The 13,175-nt window shown below is 66.1% G+C and carries 15 protein-coding genes and 1 tRNA gene; 4 read left to right on the plus strand and 12 right to left on the minus strand.

Going from position 1 to position 13,175, the window contains the following annotated elements:
• Nucleotides 1-78 precede the first annotated feature (78 nt).
• From yacG to FBZ93_RS41105, 11 genes are all read right to left on the minus strand, one after another.
• On the minus strand, nt 79-261 hold the full coding sequence (gene yacG / locus FBZ93_RS21715; RefSeq protein WP_146988321.1) for a DNA gyrase inhibitor YacG: 183 nt from the start codon (nt 259-261) through the stop codon (nt 79-81).
• 63 nt (nt 262-324) lie between these two features.
• The gene (locus FBZ93_RS21720; RefSeq protein WP_050423304.1) at nt 325-954 is read right to left on the minus strand and encodes a Maf-like protein; all 630 of its coding nucleotides are present in this window, start codon (nt 952-954) and stop codon (nt 325-327) included.
• A 198-nt stretch (nt 955-1,152) separates the two neighbouring features.
• Nucleotides 1,153-1,614, minus strand: coding sequence for a low molecular weight phosphatase family protein (locus FBZ93_RS21725; protein WP_146988323.1), 462 nt, complete (start codon nt 1,612-1,614; stop codon nt 1,153-1,155).
• A gap of 111 nt (nt 1,615-1,725) precedes the next feature.
• The gene (locus FBZ93_RS21730) at nt 1,726-2,229 is read right to left on the minus strand and encodes a UPF0262 family protein (RefSeq protein WP_074129634.1); all 504 of its coding nucleotides are present in this window, start codon (nt 2,227-2,229) and stop codon (nt 1,726-1,728) included.
• Nucleotides 2,226-3,521, minus strand: coding sequence for a histidinol dehydrogenase (gene hisD, locus FBZ93_RS21735; protein ID WP_146988325.1), 1,296 nt, complete (start codon nt 3,519-3,521; stop codon nt 2,226-2,228). The genes FBZ93_RS21730 and hisD overlap by 4 nt, the downstream gene beginning before the upstream one ends.
• A gap of 155 nt (nt 3,522-3,676) precedes the next feature.
• On the minus strand, nt 3,677-4,105 hold the full coding sequence (locus FBZ93_RS21740) for a DUF2948 family protein (protein WP_146988327.1): 429 nt from the start codon (nt 4,103-4,105) through the stop codon (nt 3,677-3,679).
• Between the two features lie 441 nt (nt 4,106-4,546).
• Complete coding sequence (locus FBZ93_RS21745) at nt 4,547-5,371, minus strand: alpha/beta fold hydrolase (RefSeq protein ID WP_146988329.1); 825 nt, start codon at nt 5,369-5,371, stop codon at nt 4,547-4,549.
• 123 nt (nt 5,372-5,494) lie between these two features.
• Entirely contained in the window at nt 5,495-5,995 is a 501-nt protein-coding gene (locus FBZ93_RS21750; protein WP_146988331.1) for a hypothetical protein, read from the minus strand.
• A gap of 176 nt (nt 5,996-6,171) precedes the next feature.
• Nucleotides 6,172-6,480 carry a UBP-type zinc finger domain-containing protein gene (locus tag FBZ93_RS21755; RefSeq protein ID WP_146988333.1) on the minus strand — a complete coding sequence of 103 codons (309 nt, stop codon included), beginning with the start codon at nt 6,478-6,480 and terminating at the stop codon, nt 6,172-6,174.
• A gap of 193 nt (nt 6,481-6,673) precedes the next feature.
• On the minus strand, nt 6,674-8,374 hold the full coding sequence (locus FBZ93_RS21760) for an FAD-dependent oxidoreductase (protein ID WP_146988335.1): 1,701 nt from the start codon (nt 8,372-8,374) through the stop codon (nt 6,674-6,676).
• Between the two features lie 184 nt (nt 8,375-8,558).
• Nucleotides 8,559-8,732 (minus strand): hypothetical protein, encoded by a 174-nt coding sequence (locus FBZ93_RS41105; RefSeq protein WP_349643262.1) that lies wholly within the window; start codon nt 8,730-8,732, stop codon nt 8,559-8,561.
• 363 nt (nt 8,733-9,095) lie between these two features.
• Between FBZ93_RS41105 and FBZ93_RS21770 the strand changes: the two genes are divergently transcribed.
• Nucleotides 9,096-9,170, plus strand: a tRNA-Thr gene (locus FBZ93_RS21770).
• A 56-nt stretch (nt 9,171-9,226) separates the two neighbouring features.
• Here the strand turns inward: FBZ93_RS21770 and FBZ93_RS40715 are convergent.
• Nucleotides 9,227-9,376 carry a hypothetical protein gene (locus FBZ93_RS40715; RefSeq protein WP_167529155.1) on the minus strand — a complete coding sequence of 50 codons (150 nt, stop codon included), beginning with the start codon at nt 9,374-9,376 and terminating at the stop codon, nt 9,227-9,229.
• A 90-nt stretch (nt 9,377-9,466) separates the two neighbouring features.
• On the opposite strand from FBZ93_RS40715, the gene FBZ93_RS21775 reads away from it, so the two are divergent.
• From FBZ93_RS21775 to FBZ93_RS21785, 3 genes are all read left to right on the plus strand, one after another.
• Nucleotides 9,467-9,787 (plus strand): hypothetical protein, encoded by a 321-nt coding sequence (locus tag FBZ93_RS21775; protein WP_146988337.1) that lies wholly within the window; start codon nt 9,467-9,469, stop codon nt 9,785-9,787.
• A gap of 235 nt (nt 9,788-10,022) precedes the next feature.
• Nucleotides 10,023-10,769: an outer membrane protein gene (locus FBZ93_RS21780; RefSeq protein ID WP_146988339.1), complete on the plus strand. Its 747-nt coding sequence runs from the start codon at nt 10,023-10,025 to the stop codon at nt 10,767-10,769.
• 233 nt (nt 10,770-11,002) lie between these two features.
• Complete coding sequence (locus FBZ93_RS21785; protein WP_146988341.1) at nt 11,003-13,147, plus strand: methyl-accepting chemotaxis protein; 2,145 nt, start codon at nt 11,003-11,005, stop codon at nt 13,145-13,147.
• Nucleotides 13,148-13,175: the final 28 nt, after the last annotated feature.

A 13,175-nucleotide genomic window follows, 5' to 3' on the forward strand; every position in this document is an offset into this window, starting at 1 on the left:
GTCCACCCGGCTTCGCGAAACGCTTCGCCGGGCGCAGCCCGCTCTGCGAAATTTCCCCAACTTGTTGGGAAATATTGGCTATTCCGGGTCCTCCTCGTCGTCCTCGCGGCCGGGAACGACATATCGGCCGGTCAGCCAGCGGTTCAGGTCGACGTCGCGGCAGCGCGGCGAACAGAACGGGCGGAAGGCCTGCTCGACAGGTTTGCCGCAGATCGGGCAGGCGCGCGGAGTGGCCAGGGGCGTTCGGGCTTCGTCGGTCATGGCTCGGACGTAGCTTACATCAATCGAGATGCAAGGGCGCTGAGGGCACGAGGTTCCTCGGCCTCACACCGCGACGGCGTTGAGCCAGCCGTGGCGGATCGGAAAGCCTTCGCCGCCGAGCAGGGTCACGGTCTCGTAGAGCGGCAGGCCGACGACGTTGGTGTAGGAGCCGACCATCTTGACCACGAAGGAGCCGGCGATGCCCTGCACGGCGTAGCCGCCGGCTTTGCCGCGCCATTCGCCGGAGCCGATATAGGCCTGGATGTCGTCCTCGCTGAGCCGCTTGAAGCGCACGCGGGTCTCGACCAGGCGCTGACGGAACGCCTCGCGCGGCGTCACCACGCAGATCGCGGTGTAGACGCGGTGGTTGCGGCCCGACAGCAGCCGCAGGCACTGCGCGGCCTCGTCGACCAGATTGGCCTTGGGCAGGATGCGGCGGCCCACCGCGACCACGGTGTCGGCGGAGATGATGAAGGACCCGCGCAGATCGTCGTCGAGTTGAACCGACTTCAGCGCCGCGTCCGCCTTCGCGCGCGCCAGGCGGTTGGCGCAGGCGCGCGGCAACTCGCCCCGCCGCGGGGTCTCGTCGACATCGGCCGGGCGCAGCGCGTCGGGCTCGATACCGGCCTGGTTGAGCAGGGCCAGCCGCCGCGGCGAACCGGAAGCAAGAACGAATTTGGGACGGCCTAGCATGCGGGCTTTTGGGCTGAATCGGGGGGACGGACGCGGGCGGAACCTATCGGATGGGGCATGGATGCACAACCTTGGAACCGGCCGCGAATCGCGCTCCCGCTTGGAGACAAGGCCCCATAAGCACAGCTGTTTGTCAGTCTGGCGACAAGGAGCGATTCCGCGAATCGGAACACACGCGTTCCCTCACCTCAACGACCCTCACAGGTTCGCCGCGGCCTTTGCGAAGCGGCGGCGGATCCGCATCAAGAGGCCGTCGCAGACCTCGCGATAGGCGGCGAGCTTCTGTTCGCGATTGCCGCTGGTGCCGGTGGGATCGACGGTGGGCCAGTATTCGACATCGGCGGCGAGCGTCCGGGTCAGGTCCAGCGCCTTGTGGTGCGCCTCGGGCGACAGCGTGATGATGAGGTCGAAGTTCAGCCCTTCCCAGTCCTCGAGTTCCTCGAAGGTTTGCGGCTTGTGGCCGGAAATGTCCTGGCCGAACTCGGCCATGACAGACACCGCGAACGGATCGAGCTCGCCCTTCCTGACGCCGGCGGAGCGGACATAGAGGCCCTGCGGAAACATGTGCTGCAGCAGGCTTTCGGCCATCGGCGAGCGCACGGCATTATGGGCGCATGCGAACAGCACGGCCTGCGGAGTGCGCGCGCTGGGCGCCGCCATGCGATCAGGCTTTTTTCGACCGGGGTACGCCCCCGTCAATCGCGTCGACGATCATGCGCCCCTTGTTTTGGCGCATAATCCGATCCGAAAACCGGTACCCACTTTTCGGGATCATGCGCCTTCACCCTTCCAGTGCAGCACAGTGATCAGCGTGAACAGCCGCCGCGCGGTCTCGAAGTCGACGCGCACCTTGCCCTTGAGCCGCTCCTGCAGCGTGCGCGAGCCTTCGTCATGGATGCCGCGGCGGCCCATGTCGATCGCCTCGATCTTGTCCGGTGTCGCGGTACGGATCGCCTGATAGTAGCTGTCGCAGATCATGAAGTAGTCCTTCACGACGCGGCGGAACGGCGTCAGCGACAGCAGATGCGCCACGACAGGCGCGCCGTCCTCCTTCCTGATGTCGAACATCAGCCGGTTGCCGGTGATCGCGATATGCAGCGTGTAGGGCCCGGCCTCGGCGCCCTCCGGCGCGAACAGGTTCTGCTCGACCAGATCGTAGATTGCGATCGCCCGCTCATGCTCGATGTCGGGCCCGGAACGGCCGATCGATTCCTCGTCGAGCGTCACCGCGACGATGCGATTGTTGGAATCCTCGTCGTCTGGTGGCTTGTTCATGAGAGGTTGAGGCGCAATCCGACGGAACGTGAATGGGCATCGAGACCCTCGGCCTGACCGAGCGTCATCGCGGCGGGCCCGAGCGCACGAAGCTGATCCGGCCCGCACCGCAGGATCGAGGTTCGCTTCATGAAGTCAAGCACCCCGAGGCCGGATGAGAACCGGGCCGAGCGCGCGGTGGGCAGCACGTGGTTGGAGCCGCCGACATAGTCGCCGATCGCCTCCGGGGTATGGGCCCCGAGGAAGATCGCGCCGGCGTTGCGGACCTTTTTCGACAGGCCCTCGGCGTCCGCGGTCATGATCTCCAGATGCTCGGCCGCGATCGCATTGGCGAGCTCGACCGCGTCGTCGAGCTTCGCCACCTTGATGACGGCGCCGAAATCGTCCCACGAGGCGCGCGCAATCGCCGCACGCGGCAGCGTCGCAAGCTGCGCCTCGACCGCGCGTTCGACATCGGCGGCGAGCCGCGCGCTGTCGGTGATCAGGATCGATTGCGCGCTGACGTCGTGCTCGGCCTGCGCCAGGAGATCGGCCGCGATCCAGTCGGCATTGCCGGTGTCGTCTGATATGACGAGCACCTCGGACGGGCCTGCGATCATGTCGATGCCGACCTTGCCGAACACCAGCCGCTTGGCCGCGGCGACATAGGCATTGCCGGGGCCGACGATCTTTGCCACCGGCGCGATCGACGCGGTGCCATACGCCAGCGCCGCGACCGCCTGGGCGCCGCCGACACGGTAAATCTCCGAAACGCCGCCGAGATCGGCGGCCGCGAGCACCAGCGGGTTGAGCTTGCCGTCCGGGGCCGGCACCACCATGACGACCCGCGGCACGCCGGCGACCTTGGCCGGCACCGCATTCATCAGCACCGAGGACGGATAGGCCGCGGTGCCGCCGGGTACGTAGAGCCCGACCGCATCGACCGCGCTCCAGCGCCAACCGAGCTCGACGCCTTCGGCATCGGTGAAGCGCTCGTCCTTCGGCAGCTGGCGGCGATGGAAGGTCTCGATCCGGTCGCGCGCGAATTTCAGCGCCTCGACGGTCTTGGGTTCGCAGGCCGCGACCGCCGCGTCGATCTCGGCGGCGGTGATGCGCAGGCCGGCGGCGTCGATATCGAGCCGGTCGAACTTCTTGGTCGCCTCGAGCAGCGCCGCATCGCCGCGTGCCGCCACGTCGTCGACAATGGCGCGGGTGGCGCGCTCGACGTCCGCCGAGACCTCGCGCTTGGCCGCCAGGAAGTCGCGAAAACGCTGGTCGAAATCGGCGCTCTGTCGGTCCAGGCGAACGGGCATGGCGGCTTTCTGAAGAGGACTCTGGGTCCCTGCTCAATGGCGCGGCGGATAATGGCCGTCAACCCTTGGGGATTGTCATTCCGGGATGGTCCGAAGGACCAGACCCGGAATCTCGAGATTCCGGGTTCGCTTCGCGCCCCGGAATGACGTGCCAATCAAGCCGGCGCCACCCCGAGATCATCCTCCCCGAGATCGGTCAATTCGCATTCCAGGCACTCGACATCGAGCCGCAGCGCCCCGCCATGGCCGAACATCAGCAGCGCGCTGCCGCCCGGCGGGTCGGAGGCATAGAACTCGATCCCGAGCAGTTCCAGGGCCGCTTCCGGGGTCTCCAGGTCGATATTGCGCGACTTGCATGCCAGCACCCGGTCGAACCTGAGCGCGGCGATCAGCCGGCGCGAGCAGGTGCCGCCGGACAGGGTCTGTTCCCAGTCCAGCCGGTTCAGGCCGACCACCAGACGCTTCTCGTCCTGGCGCCAGATGATGTCGGCGGCCTGGACTTGGGCGTCCTGCACATGGGCGGAGATCACCGCGAGGTCGTCGGCGTCGAGGGCGATCAGTTTCAGCGGCGCGGGTGGGGACATGACGGTGGTTATAACGCCGTGCGGCCCCGGAGGTACCAGGGCCCGCAAGGAAATCCCGCTCAAGGGAACCGGCGAGCGCGCGAGCAAATATCGAAAACAACCCCATGCAAAGGAGCTGACGCCGGCGGCGCGACCCCGATCGAACATATGCGTATTGGCACTCTTCGTCAGGTGAGCACACCGGTCAGGCTCCCTCCCCCCTTGCGGGGGAGGGTGGGGAGAGGGGTGAGCCCCGGGCGGGATGATCGACGGCGCAGTTGGTCTCGCAATCTCGGCTGCTTGATCAGAAGGGAATTTCGAGAGAGCGCGTCGTGTGGGCCCCTCTCCCTAACCCTCCCCCGCAAGGGGGGAGGGAACCCTTCCGCCGGTGGCTCCCTCACTTTGGCGCAGAGGAAAGTTGCGCTTAGTCAGCGTTCCTCGGCGAGCGCAGCGCCGGCCGCCTCAGCCCTTGATGAACGCCAGCAGATCCGCGTTGATGGTCTCGGCCTCCGTCGTCGGCATGCCGTGCGGAAAACCCTTGTAGGTCTTGAGCGTGCCGTTCTTCAGAAGCTTGGCCGAGAGCGGGCCGGAATCGGCGTAGGGCACGATCTGGTCGTCGTCGCCATGCATCACCAGCACCGGCACGTTGATCTTCTTCAGGTCCTCGGTGAAGTCGGTCTGCGAGAACGCGACGATGCCGTCGTAATGCGCTTTCGCGCCGCCCATCATGCCCTGACGCCACCAGTTCTGGATCACGGCTTCCGACGGTTTCGCGCCGGGCCGGTTGTAGCCATAGAACGGGCCGGCCGGCAGATCGCGGTAGAATTGCGAGCGGTTGGCCGCGACCTGGGCCTGCAGGCCGTCGAACACCGATTTCGGCAAGCCGCCGGGATTGGCAGGCGTCTGCACCATCAAGGGCGGCACGGCTGCGATGATCGCAGCTTTCGCCACCCGGCTCTCGCCGTGGCGGGCGATGTAGTGCACGACCTCGCCGCCGCCGGTGGAATGGCCGACATGGACGGCATTCCTGAGGTCGAGATGCGCGGTGACGGCCGCGAGGTCGTCGGCGTAATGGTCCATGTCATGGCCGTCGGCGACCTGGGCGGAGCGGCCATGGCCGCGGCGATCATGGGCGATGACACGGAAGCCGCGACCCACGAAGAACAGCATCTGCGCGTCCCAGTCGTCCGACGACAGCGGCCAGCCATGGCTGAACACGATCGGCTGACCCGAACCCCAATCCTTGTAGAAGATATCGACGCCGTCTTTGGTGGTGATGGTGGGCATTTGAATGCTCCTCTTGTTGAAACGTCATTCCGGGGCACGCGAAGCGTGAACCCGGAATCCAGAAGTTTGGATTGCGAGATTCCGGGTTCGACGCTGCGCGTCGCCCCGGAATGACAAGGAGGATCAGGCGAAATTGACCGGCCTGAAGCGGCGCCATGCGCCGATGATCATCACGACGAAGAACACCAGCACGATGCCCTGCACCGCCCCGAACACCGGACCGGACGGCGGGTTCGGCGGCACCGCCGGCGCCAGCGCCTGCAGCGCGGGTATCTTGAGGAAGCTCTGGATGACCAGCACGAAGACGTTGAGATAAAGCGAGACCATCGCGGTCACGACATAGATCGGGCGCCACGCGCCCTTGAGCTGCATCGCATAGAGCGCGATGCAGGCGATCGCGAGCAGCACCAGCGAAAGGCCGCCGATGATCTGGGACGGCAGCACCTTCTCGGTGATCAGTGGCGGGATGACGAAGCCGGTGGCGCTGGTCAGGATCGTGAAGACGAGGAAGATCGCAGTCAGTCCGGGCATCGCGCGCGAGCCGAGCAGGCCGAACATCACGATCACACCGGCGACGATCGCAATCAGGCTGATAATGACGTGCACAAGCACCAACGTCGTCATGTAGCGCACTCCCCGTTGAGAACCCGCACTACGTTACGATGCGTCTTTGAAAATTGCTACATGGTTCGATGGCAGGACGAGCGACATCTCATGAGAATTCGCCGGCGCTAATTTTGACGGTGATAGTGCGTGCGCCCATCGGATGCAGCGGCCCGTGCGCCTCGTAAGACATTGAATCAATAATAGCGCGGGATCGGCCCGTCATGCGGCGTCTTGCGCTTCGACAGGTCGAACAGCACCTCGTCGACATAGCACCAGCCCCAGCCTTCCGGCGGATCGTAGCCCTCGATCACGGGATGGCCGGTGGCGTGGAAATGCGCCGTCGCATGCCGGTTCGGCGAGTCATCGCAGCAGCCGACATGGCCGCAGGTCCGGCAGATCCGCAAATGCAGCCAGCGGCTGCCGCTCTTCAGGCACTCCTCGCAGCCGCGCGCACTCGGCGTGACGTCGTGGATGCCGGCGATATGGCTGCAGCCTTTTGACACGTTCGACCTCTTAGTTGTGCGTCTCGCTTAACCCGTCATCCCCGCGCAAAGGCTCCGCCTTTGCGCTGGAGGTGCGAGCGGAGCGAGCCTCGAATGATGCACGGCCCGGCTGGTGGCCGATTCATCCTTCGAGACGCCGCTTCGCGGCTCCTCAGGATGACGGGACTCTCTGCGTTCGCCGCATCGATTATTCCTACAGCGTCGGACTGCCCGCATCGGCAAGGTAGCCGTGCAGCGCGGCGACGACCTGCGCGCCCTCGCCGATCGCGCCGCCGACGCGCTTGACCGATCCGGAGCGGACGTCGCCGACCGCGAACACGCCGGGCACCGTGGTCTCGAGCAGCGGCACGGCGGGCGTGCCCTCGCCGTTCTGCACGCCGGTCTTGACGAAGCCGCCGCGGTCGACCTGCACCCCGCAGCCCTCGAGCCAGCCGGTGGCCGGATCGGCGCCGACAAACAAAAAGAGATTGCGGATATCCATCGTGAACTCGTCGGGTGCGAGGCGGCTGCGCCAGCGCACCCGCTCCAGCGTTTCTGCGCCTTCGAGCCCGATCACCTCGGTGTTGAACATCAATTCGATGTTCGGCGTCGCCTCGATGCGCTCGATCAGATAGCGCGACATACTGGCACCGAGCCCGCCGCCGCGGATCATCATGTTGACCCTGCGGGCATGCGCCGCGAGGTAAACCGCCGCCTGTCCCGCGGAGTTGCCGCCGCCGACCAATACGACATCCTGCTGGGCGCAGAGCCGCGCCTCGATCGGCGAGGCCCAGTACCAGACGCCGCGGCCCTCATAGCGCTCGAGATGGTCGATCGCAGGTCTGCGGTAGCGCGCGCCGCTCGCGACCACCACCGATTTGGCGCGCAGCGTGTGCCCGCATCCGGTGGCGAGCTTGAACGCACCCGACGCCTTCGAACAGTCGAGCGATTTGATGGAGACCGGGATCAGCATCTCGGCGCCGAATTTCTGCGCCTGGTTGAAGGCGCGCCCGGCCAGCGCCTGGCCGGAGATGCCGGTCGGGAATCCCAGATAGTTTTCGATCCGCGCGCTGGCGCCGGCCTGGCCGCCGAAGGCGCGGGAATCGAACACGGCAACCGACAGCCCTTCGGAGGCCGCATAGACCGCGGTGGCGAGCCCGGCCGGACCGCTGCCGACCACGGCGACATCGTAGAGCCTGTCTTCCGCGTGGCTGCCGATCATGCCGAGCGCCATCGCGAGCGCGGTCTCGGAGGGATTGCGCAGCACCGTGCCGTTGGGGCAGACCACCAGCGGCAATTCGGCGCGCGTCGGCGAATAGCGCGCGACGAGGTCGGCGGCATCGGTGTCGGCCTCGGGATCGAGCACGTGATGCGGCTGACCGTTGCGCGCCAGGAAATTCTGCAGCGGCGCCATGTTGCCGACCGACGCCGAGCCGATCAGCACCGGTCCGCCGGCGCCGCCCTGGATCAGGCTGACGCGGCGCAGGATCAGCGCCCGCATGATGCGCTCGCCGAGGTCGGCCTCGGCGACCAGCAGCGCGCGCAGCCGGTCGGGCGGCAGCAGCAATGTCTCGACGACGCCGTCGGCATGGCCGTCGACCAGCGCGGCGCGGCCGGAGAGCTGGCCGATCTCGGCGAGAAACTGGCCGGGCCCCTGGTCGATGATCGGCGTGACACGGCCGAGGCCGTCGCGCTGGGTGATCGCGACGCTGCCCGACAGCACCACGAACATGCCGGGACCGGGCGTGCCGGTCTCGAACAGCGCCTCGCCGTCCTTGTACGACCGCGGCTCGCCGAAGCGGCGCATCCGCTCGATCTCAGGCGCTGTTAGGGTCGGAAAGGTCTGTTCATGGCGCGGGAAGGCATAGGCGGTTGCGTTCAGGCGATTGATTGTCGTCTCATCGATTGCAGCCATGTCGGCGACCCGTTTCCTTTGCTCACCTTGACGTTCGTCATTCCGGGGCGTGCGAAGCACGAACCCGGAATCTCGAGGTTCCCCGGTGCGCGATTGCGCACCTGAGGTTCGCTTCGCGCCCCGGAACGACGTACCCCCATCACTTGCGCCATGCGGAAGTTCTCATTGGATCAGAACCGCGGCTTTAACCTGTCACTTTGCCCGGCTCGTTTCCGCCGGCGTCATCCGCCGAGCCGTGATCTAGCGAGCCGTCCGCCGGTTCGGAAGCCACATCCTCGCGACCGCGCGCCTGGGATTTTCGCCGCTTCAGGTTTTCGCGCAGCGCCAGCTTGAGGCGATCCTGCCGCGAATCCTTCACGCGGGCTCCGGCCTGCCCGCCGCCTCTGTCCCGATCACCCGTCATTGCTGAACTCTCGAACCGCCGACGCCTTTGCGCGCACGCCGAGCATAGACAATGGCTGCCGTCCGCGCACCCTGCCCGGTCGGCCAGTTGCGCGCGGCGACATGATTCGGCCGCAGGCGGACGGTCACATTCCCTTACGGTCGGGAACCCAATCGGGCCGAAATCGGCCGAATTGGTCGAAATCACCGACACCGAACGTGATTTCTGCCGATTTGCCCGGCAGGAGGGGCGCTGTTTCGCTTGCGCGAAAGGGAGGCCTGTGGCAAGAACCGCCCGCTTGGACGGGCCCATAGGGCCGATTCAATTTTTCCCGGGCATGCTGCCGTAGCTCAGTGGTAGAGCACTCCATTGGTAATGGAGAGGTCGACAGTTCAATCCTGTCTGGCAGCACCAGGATCTTTTCGCAAACAATGGTCGTCGTCAGCACGCGGTGCGCCGCGTGGCGTCGATCAATGCACGAGCAGCAGGCCGACGCCGCCGATCATCAGTGCGACGTAGACCACGAACACACTGCCGACCCATCTCCAATCGATCTGTGCATGTTCGGGGCTCAGGCTTTCGATGATGCCGTGCATGATGGTTTCCTTGAGAAGTCGCATGCGCGGCGTATAACCCGCACCTCAAGCACGTCATGTGACTCACTTCACACACCCAAGTTCACACACCTAAGTCGCGGAGCGGACCCAAGAGTGACCGGCCCAGAACTCAGAAAATTGCGCGACCATCTCGGCGAGGCGCTCGGCCGCAAGCTGACCGTGGCCGACATGGCGAAGCTGTGCGGGTTGCCGGCGGCCGGCGGTGCCGAAAAGCTCCGAAAGTGGGAAGTCACCGGCCCGATCCCGAAGGTCGCGGGCCTGCTGCGCGTGCTGGCGATGGCGAGCGAGCACTATCCGATCCTGGAGAAGTTCGACGTGTTCGATCGCCACGACGTTCCGGTCAAGGAGCGCGCCGCGCGCCGCGAAGCGTTCCGCGCGCAGATCCGCGACGACGTGCGCAAGCGGCTCGATTGACTGGTGTCTCGATGCGCAGACGGCGGCTTGGTTAACGGGAGAAGCGGCGCGTTAAGCCTTCCGTCATTCCCGCTTAAGCGTTCGTTAGGCACAACAAAACGTTTCACCGCAAAGGCTGCGACTTAACGCTCCAAGCCGTCTTTCGGTGAGAAATTTTATTCAAATGCGGTCTAACCCCTCGGCCATGGATGGCGCCACTCACGCTGCGCCTCATGACTTGTCCGGAGACTGCCTTATGAAGAAGTTCCTGCTCGCAACCGCAGCCGCAGCGGCTGCCCTCGCTGCCTTTGGCGCGACCGCCCACGCCGCCGACTTCAACCGCGGCTATTACCAGAAGGCGCCCGCGCCTGTTTACGCCGCTCCGCTCTACAACTGGACCGGCTTCTATCTCGGCGGCCATCTCGGCGGCGCGTTCTCGGGCAGCAACAACGCCTTCAACGGCCTCGCGCTGACCAATTCCGACGCCCGCTTCATGGGCGGCGTGCAGGCCGGCTACGACTGGCAGCTGTCGCCGATGTGGGTGATCGGCGTCGAAGGCCAGTATTCCTGGCTCGGCGGCCACCAGCTCAACGCGATCTTCCCGGGCGGCTACGTCTACAACAACAACCAGCGCGGCATCGGCTCGATCACCGGCCGCGTCGGCTACACCTGGGGCCCGGGCCTGATCTATGTGAAGGGCGGCTACGCCTATTCCGACAACAACGAAACGGTGACGCTCGGCGGCGCGCCGGTCGGCTTCGCGCTCAGCGACAACCACAGCAACGGCTGGACCATCGGCGGCGGCGCCGAATACATGTTCGCCCCGAACTGGTCGGCCAAGGTCGAGTACCAGTACTACGACTTCGGCGACAGCCGCTTCACCGCGCCGGGCGCGCTGGTACCGGTTGGCAGCTTCCACAATGACGAGCACACGGTGAAGGCGGGCCTCAACTACCGCTTCAATCTCGGCAACCTCGGCGGCCCCGCCTACGGCCGCTATTGAGAATCTTCCATCACAACCAAGAGTGGAAAGGCCGGCTCACGCCGGCCTTTTTTGCGTCCGATCGCGAGCATCGATTCCGCAGAGCGAACCATGACAACGCGGTAAGCCCTGAAAAATCCAGCAGATCGTCGCAATTTTCCCGATTTTGTTAACCCGCCGCACCGATACTCCCGCGCCGGGGAAACATCCAAGAGTAGTGGCCCGGGGGTAGTGGGCCAGGGGGATACGGGGCAATGGCGTTTCGGTTCAAGCTCGGCAAACCAAATCTCAAGCGCATCCGCCTGCCGCAGATGGGCGTCAGGGGCAGCCTGTTCGCAGCGTTCGCCGTGATCGCGGCCATGGCGCTGGTGATCAGCGCAGGCGCCGGCATCGTGCTGCATCAGCTCGGCGGCACCATGAGCGATCTCTCCGGCCGCGACATTCCACGGCTTGCCGCGAGCCTGCAACTCTCCGCGCAGAGCGCCTCGCTCGCAGCCCAGGGTCCCGGCCTGCTCGCGGTGCAGAGCGAGGACGCGCTGAACGATCGCACCAAGAAGGTGCAGGAGGTCGCGCAGCAGACCAATGCCAAGCTTGGCGAGATCATCGAACTCGGCGCCGACAAATCCGTCGTTAGCGCGCTGCAGGAAAACGTCAAGAACACCGACGAGGCGACCAAGAGCCTGATCTCGGCGGCGCGCGAGCGGCTCGAGGTCGGCGCGCTGCGCGACAAGCAGTACAACGCGCTGCGCAAGGCGCAGGGATCCTTCGTCTCCGCAGCCGGTCCCGCGATGCTCGACGCGCAGACCCGGCTCAACGCCATCCTCGCCTCGGCTGAGGTTTCCGCCGACGACGCCACCGAAGCCGCCCGCACCGTCGGCCAGATCAGCAACGTGCTGTCGATCGGCAATCTGATGGCCGCCGACATGACCGCGGCGCTGTCGGCCAATTCAAGCGAGACGCTCGATGCGATCGAGGCGGAGTTCAAGAAGGGCCGCGAACGCATCAAGTCCAACCTCGAGGACCTGCCCAACAATCCGGCGATCGTCGCCGTGCGCGACACCGCCTCGAAGCTTCTCGTGCTCGGCGAAGGCAAGACCGGCGTGTTCAAGGTCCGCCAGAAGGAGCTCGACGCGATCGATTACGGCCAGACCATCCTGGAGGAGACCCGCAAGCTCAATGTCGGGCTCGGCATCAGCGTCCAGCAGCTGGTCGACGCGGTCCAGAAGGAGACCGACGCCTCGACCTTCCAGGCGCGGCAGCAGATCGCGCTCGCGACCGCGGTCATGATCGGCCTCGGCGCGCTGACCTTGGTCGGCTCGTTCCTGTTCGTCTGGCTCTATGTCGGGCGCAACATCCTGCGCCGCATCCGCGGCCTGCAGCGCTCGATGCAGCTGTTGTCCGACGGCGACCTCGACACCGAGATCCCGCAGAGCCGCCAGCGCGACGAGATCGCCGTGATGGCCGACGCGCTGCAGGTGTTCCGCGAGAGCATGATCGAGAGCCGCGAGCTCACCGAGAACCAGAACAAGGACCGCTCCGCCAAGGCGGAGCGCGCCTCGCGCATGGAGACGCAGATCACGACGTTCGAATCGACGGTGCGCACCGCGCTCGGCAGCCTGCAGACCGCGGCGAACTCGATGCAGTCGACCGCACAGAGCATGTCGGCGACCGCCGACCAGTCGAGCGCATTGGTCAACGCGGTGGCCTCGGCCGCCGAGGAGACCTCGGTCAACGTGCAGACGGTGTCGGCCGGCACCGAGGAACTGTCGTCCTCGATCCAGGAGATCAGCCGCCAGGTGGTCACCTCGGCGGAGATCGCCCGCAAGGCGGTGGAGGAAGCCAGCGCCACCGACAGCACGATGCAGGGCCTCGCCGACAACGCCGCGCGGATCAGCGTCGTGGTCGATTTGATCCAGACCATCGCCTCGCAGACCAACCTGCTGGCGCTCAACGCCACCATCGAGGCGGCGCGCGCCGGCGAGGCCGGCCGCGGCTTTGCCGTGGTCGCCTCCGAGGTGAAGAACCTGGCGAGCCAGACCGCGAAGGCGACCGAGGAAATCCGCCAGCAGATCGTCAGCATGCAGGAGGTGACCACCACGGCGGTCTCCGCGATCCGCAACATCTCGAGCACGATCGGCGAGATCAACGACGTCACCACCGCGATCGCCGCCGCGGTCGAGGAGCAGGGCGCGGCAACCCGCGAGATCGCCCGCAACATCCAGCACGCCGCCGGCGGCACCAGCGAGGTGTCGAGCAACATCGTCGGCGTCTCGACCGCCTCGGCCGAGGCCGGCGCCGCCGCCGGCGAGGTGCTGAGCGCCTCCGACGCGCTGCGCCGCGAGGCCGACGTGCTGCGCTCGGAGATCGACGGTTTCCTGTCGAACATCCGGGCGGCGTAAACACAGCGAAATCGTAGCCCGGATGCAG

This window comes from Bradyrhizobium macuxiense (genome assembly GCF_007993935.1).
Taxonomy (GTDB): domain Bacteria; phylum Pseudomonadota; class Alphaproteobacteria; order Rhizobiales; family Xanthobacteraceae; genus Bradyrhizobium; species Bradyrhizobium macuxiense_A.

Excerpts from the sequence above, each read along its gene's own strand:
- yacG (WP_146988321.1), bottom strand. The coding sequence starts at position 261 with ATGACCGACGAAGCCCGAACGCCCCTGGCCACTCCGCGCGCCTGCCCG.
- FBZ93_RS21720 (WP_050423304.1), bottom strand. The coding sequence starts at position 954 with ATGCTAGGCCGTCCCAAATTCGTTCTTGCTTCCGGTTCGCCGCGGCGG.
- FBZ93_RS21725 (WP_146988323.1), bottom strand. The coding sequence starts at position 1,614 with ATGGCGGCGCCCAGCGCGCGCACTCCGCAGGCCGTGCTGTTCGCATGC.
- FBZ93_RS21730 (WP_074129634.1), bottom strand. The coding sequence starts at position 2,229 with ATGAACAAGCCACCAGACGACGAGGATTCCAACAATCGCATCGTCGCG.
- hisD (WP_146988325.1), bottom strand. The coding sequence starts at position 3,521 with ATGCCCGTTCGCCTGGACCGACAGAGCGCCGATTTCGACCAGCGTTTT.
- FBZ93_RS21740 (WP_146988327.1), bottom strand. The coding sequence starts at position 4,105 with ATGTCCCCACCCGCGCCGCTGAAACTGATCGCCCTCGACGCCGACGAC.
- FBZ93_RS21745 (WP_146988329.1), bottom strand. The coding sequence starts at position 5,371 with ATGCCCACCATCACCACCAAAGACGGCGTCGATATCTTCTACAAGGAT.
- FBZ93_RS21750 (WP_146988331.1), bottom strand. The coding sequence starts at position 5,995 with ATGACGACGTTGGTGCTTGTGCACGTCATTATCAGCCTGATTGCGATC.
- FBZ93_RS21760 (WP_146988335.1), bottom strand. The coding sequence starts at position 8,374 with ATGGCTGCAATCGATGAGACGACAATCAATCGCCTGAACGCAACCGCC.
- FBZ93_RS40715 (WP_167529155.1), bottom strand. The coding sequence starts at position 9,376 with ATGCGACTTCTCAAGGAAACCATCATGCACGGCATCATCGAAAGCCTG.
- FBZ93_RS21780 (WP_146988339.1), top strand. The coding sequence starts at position 10,023 with ATGAAGAAGTTCCTGCTCGCAACCGCAGCCGCAGCGGCTGCCCTCGCT.
- FBZ93_RS21785 (WP_146988341.1), top strand. The coding sequence starts at position 11,003 with ATGGCGTTTCGGTTCAAGCTCGGCAAACCAAATCTCAAGCGCATCCGC.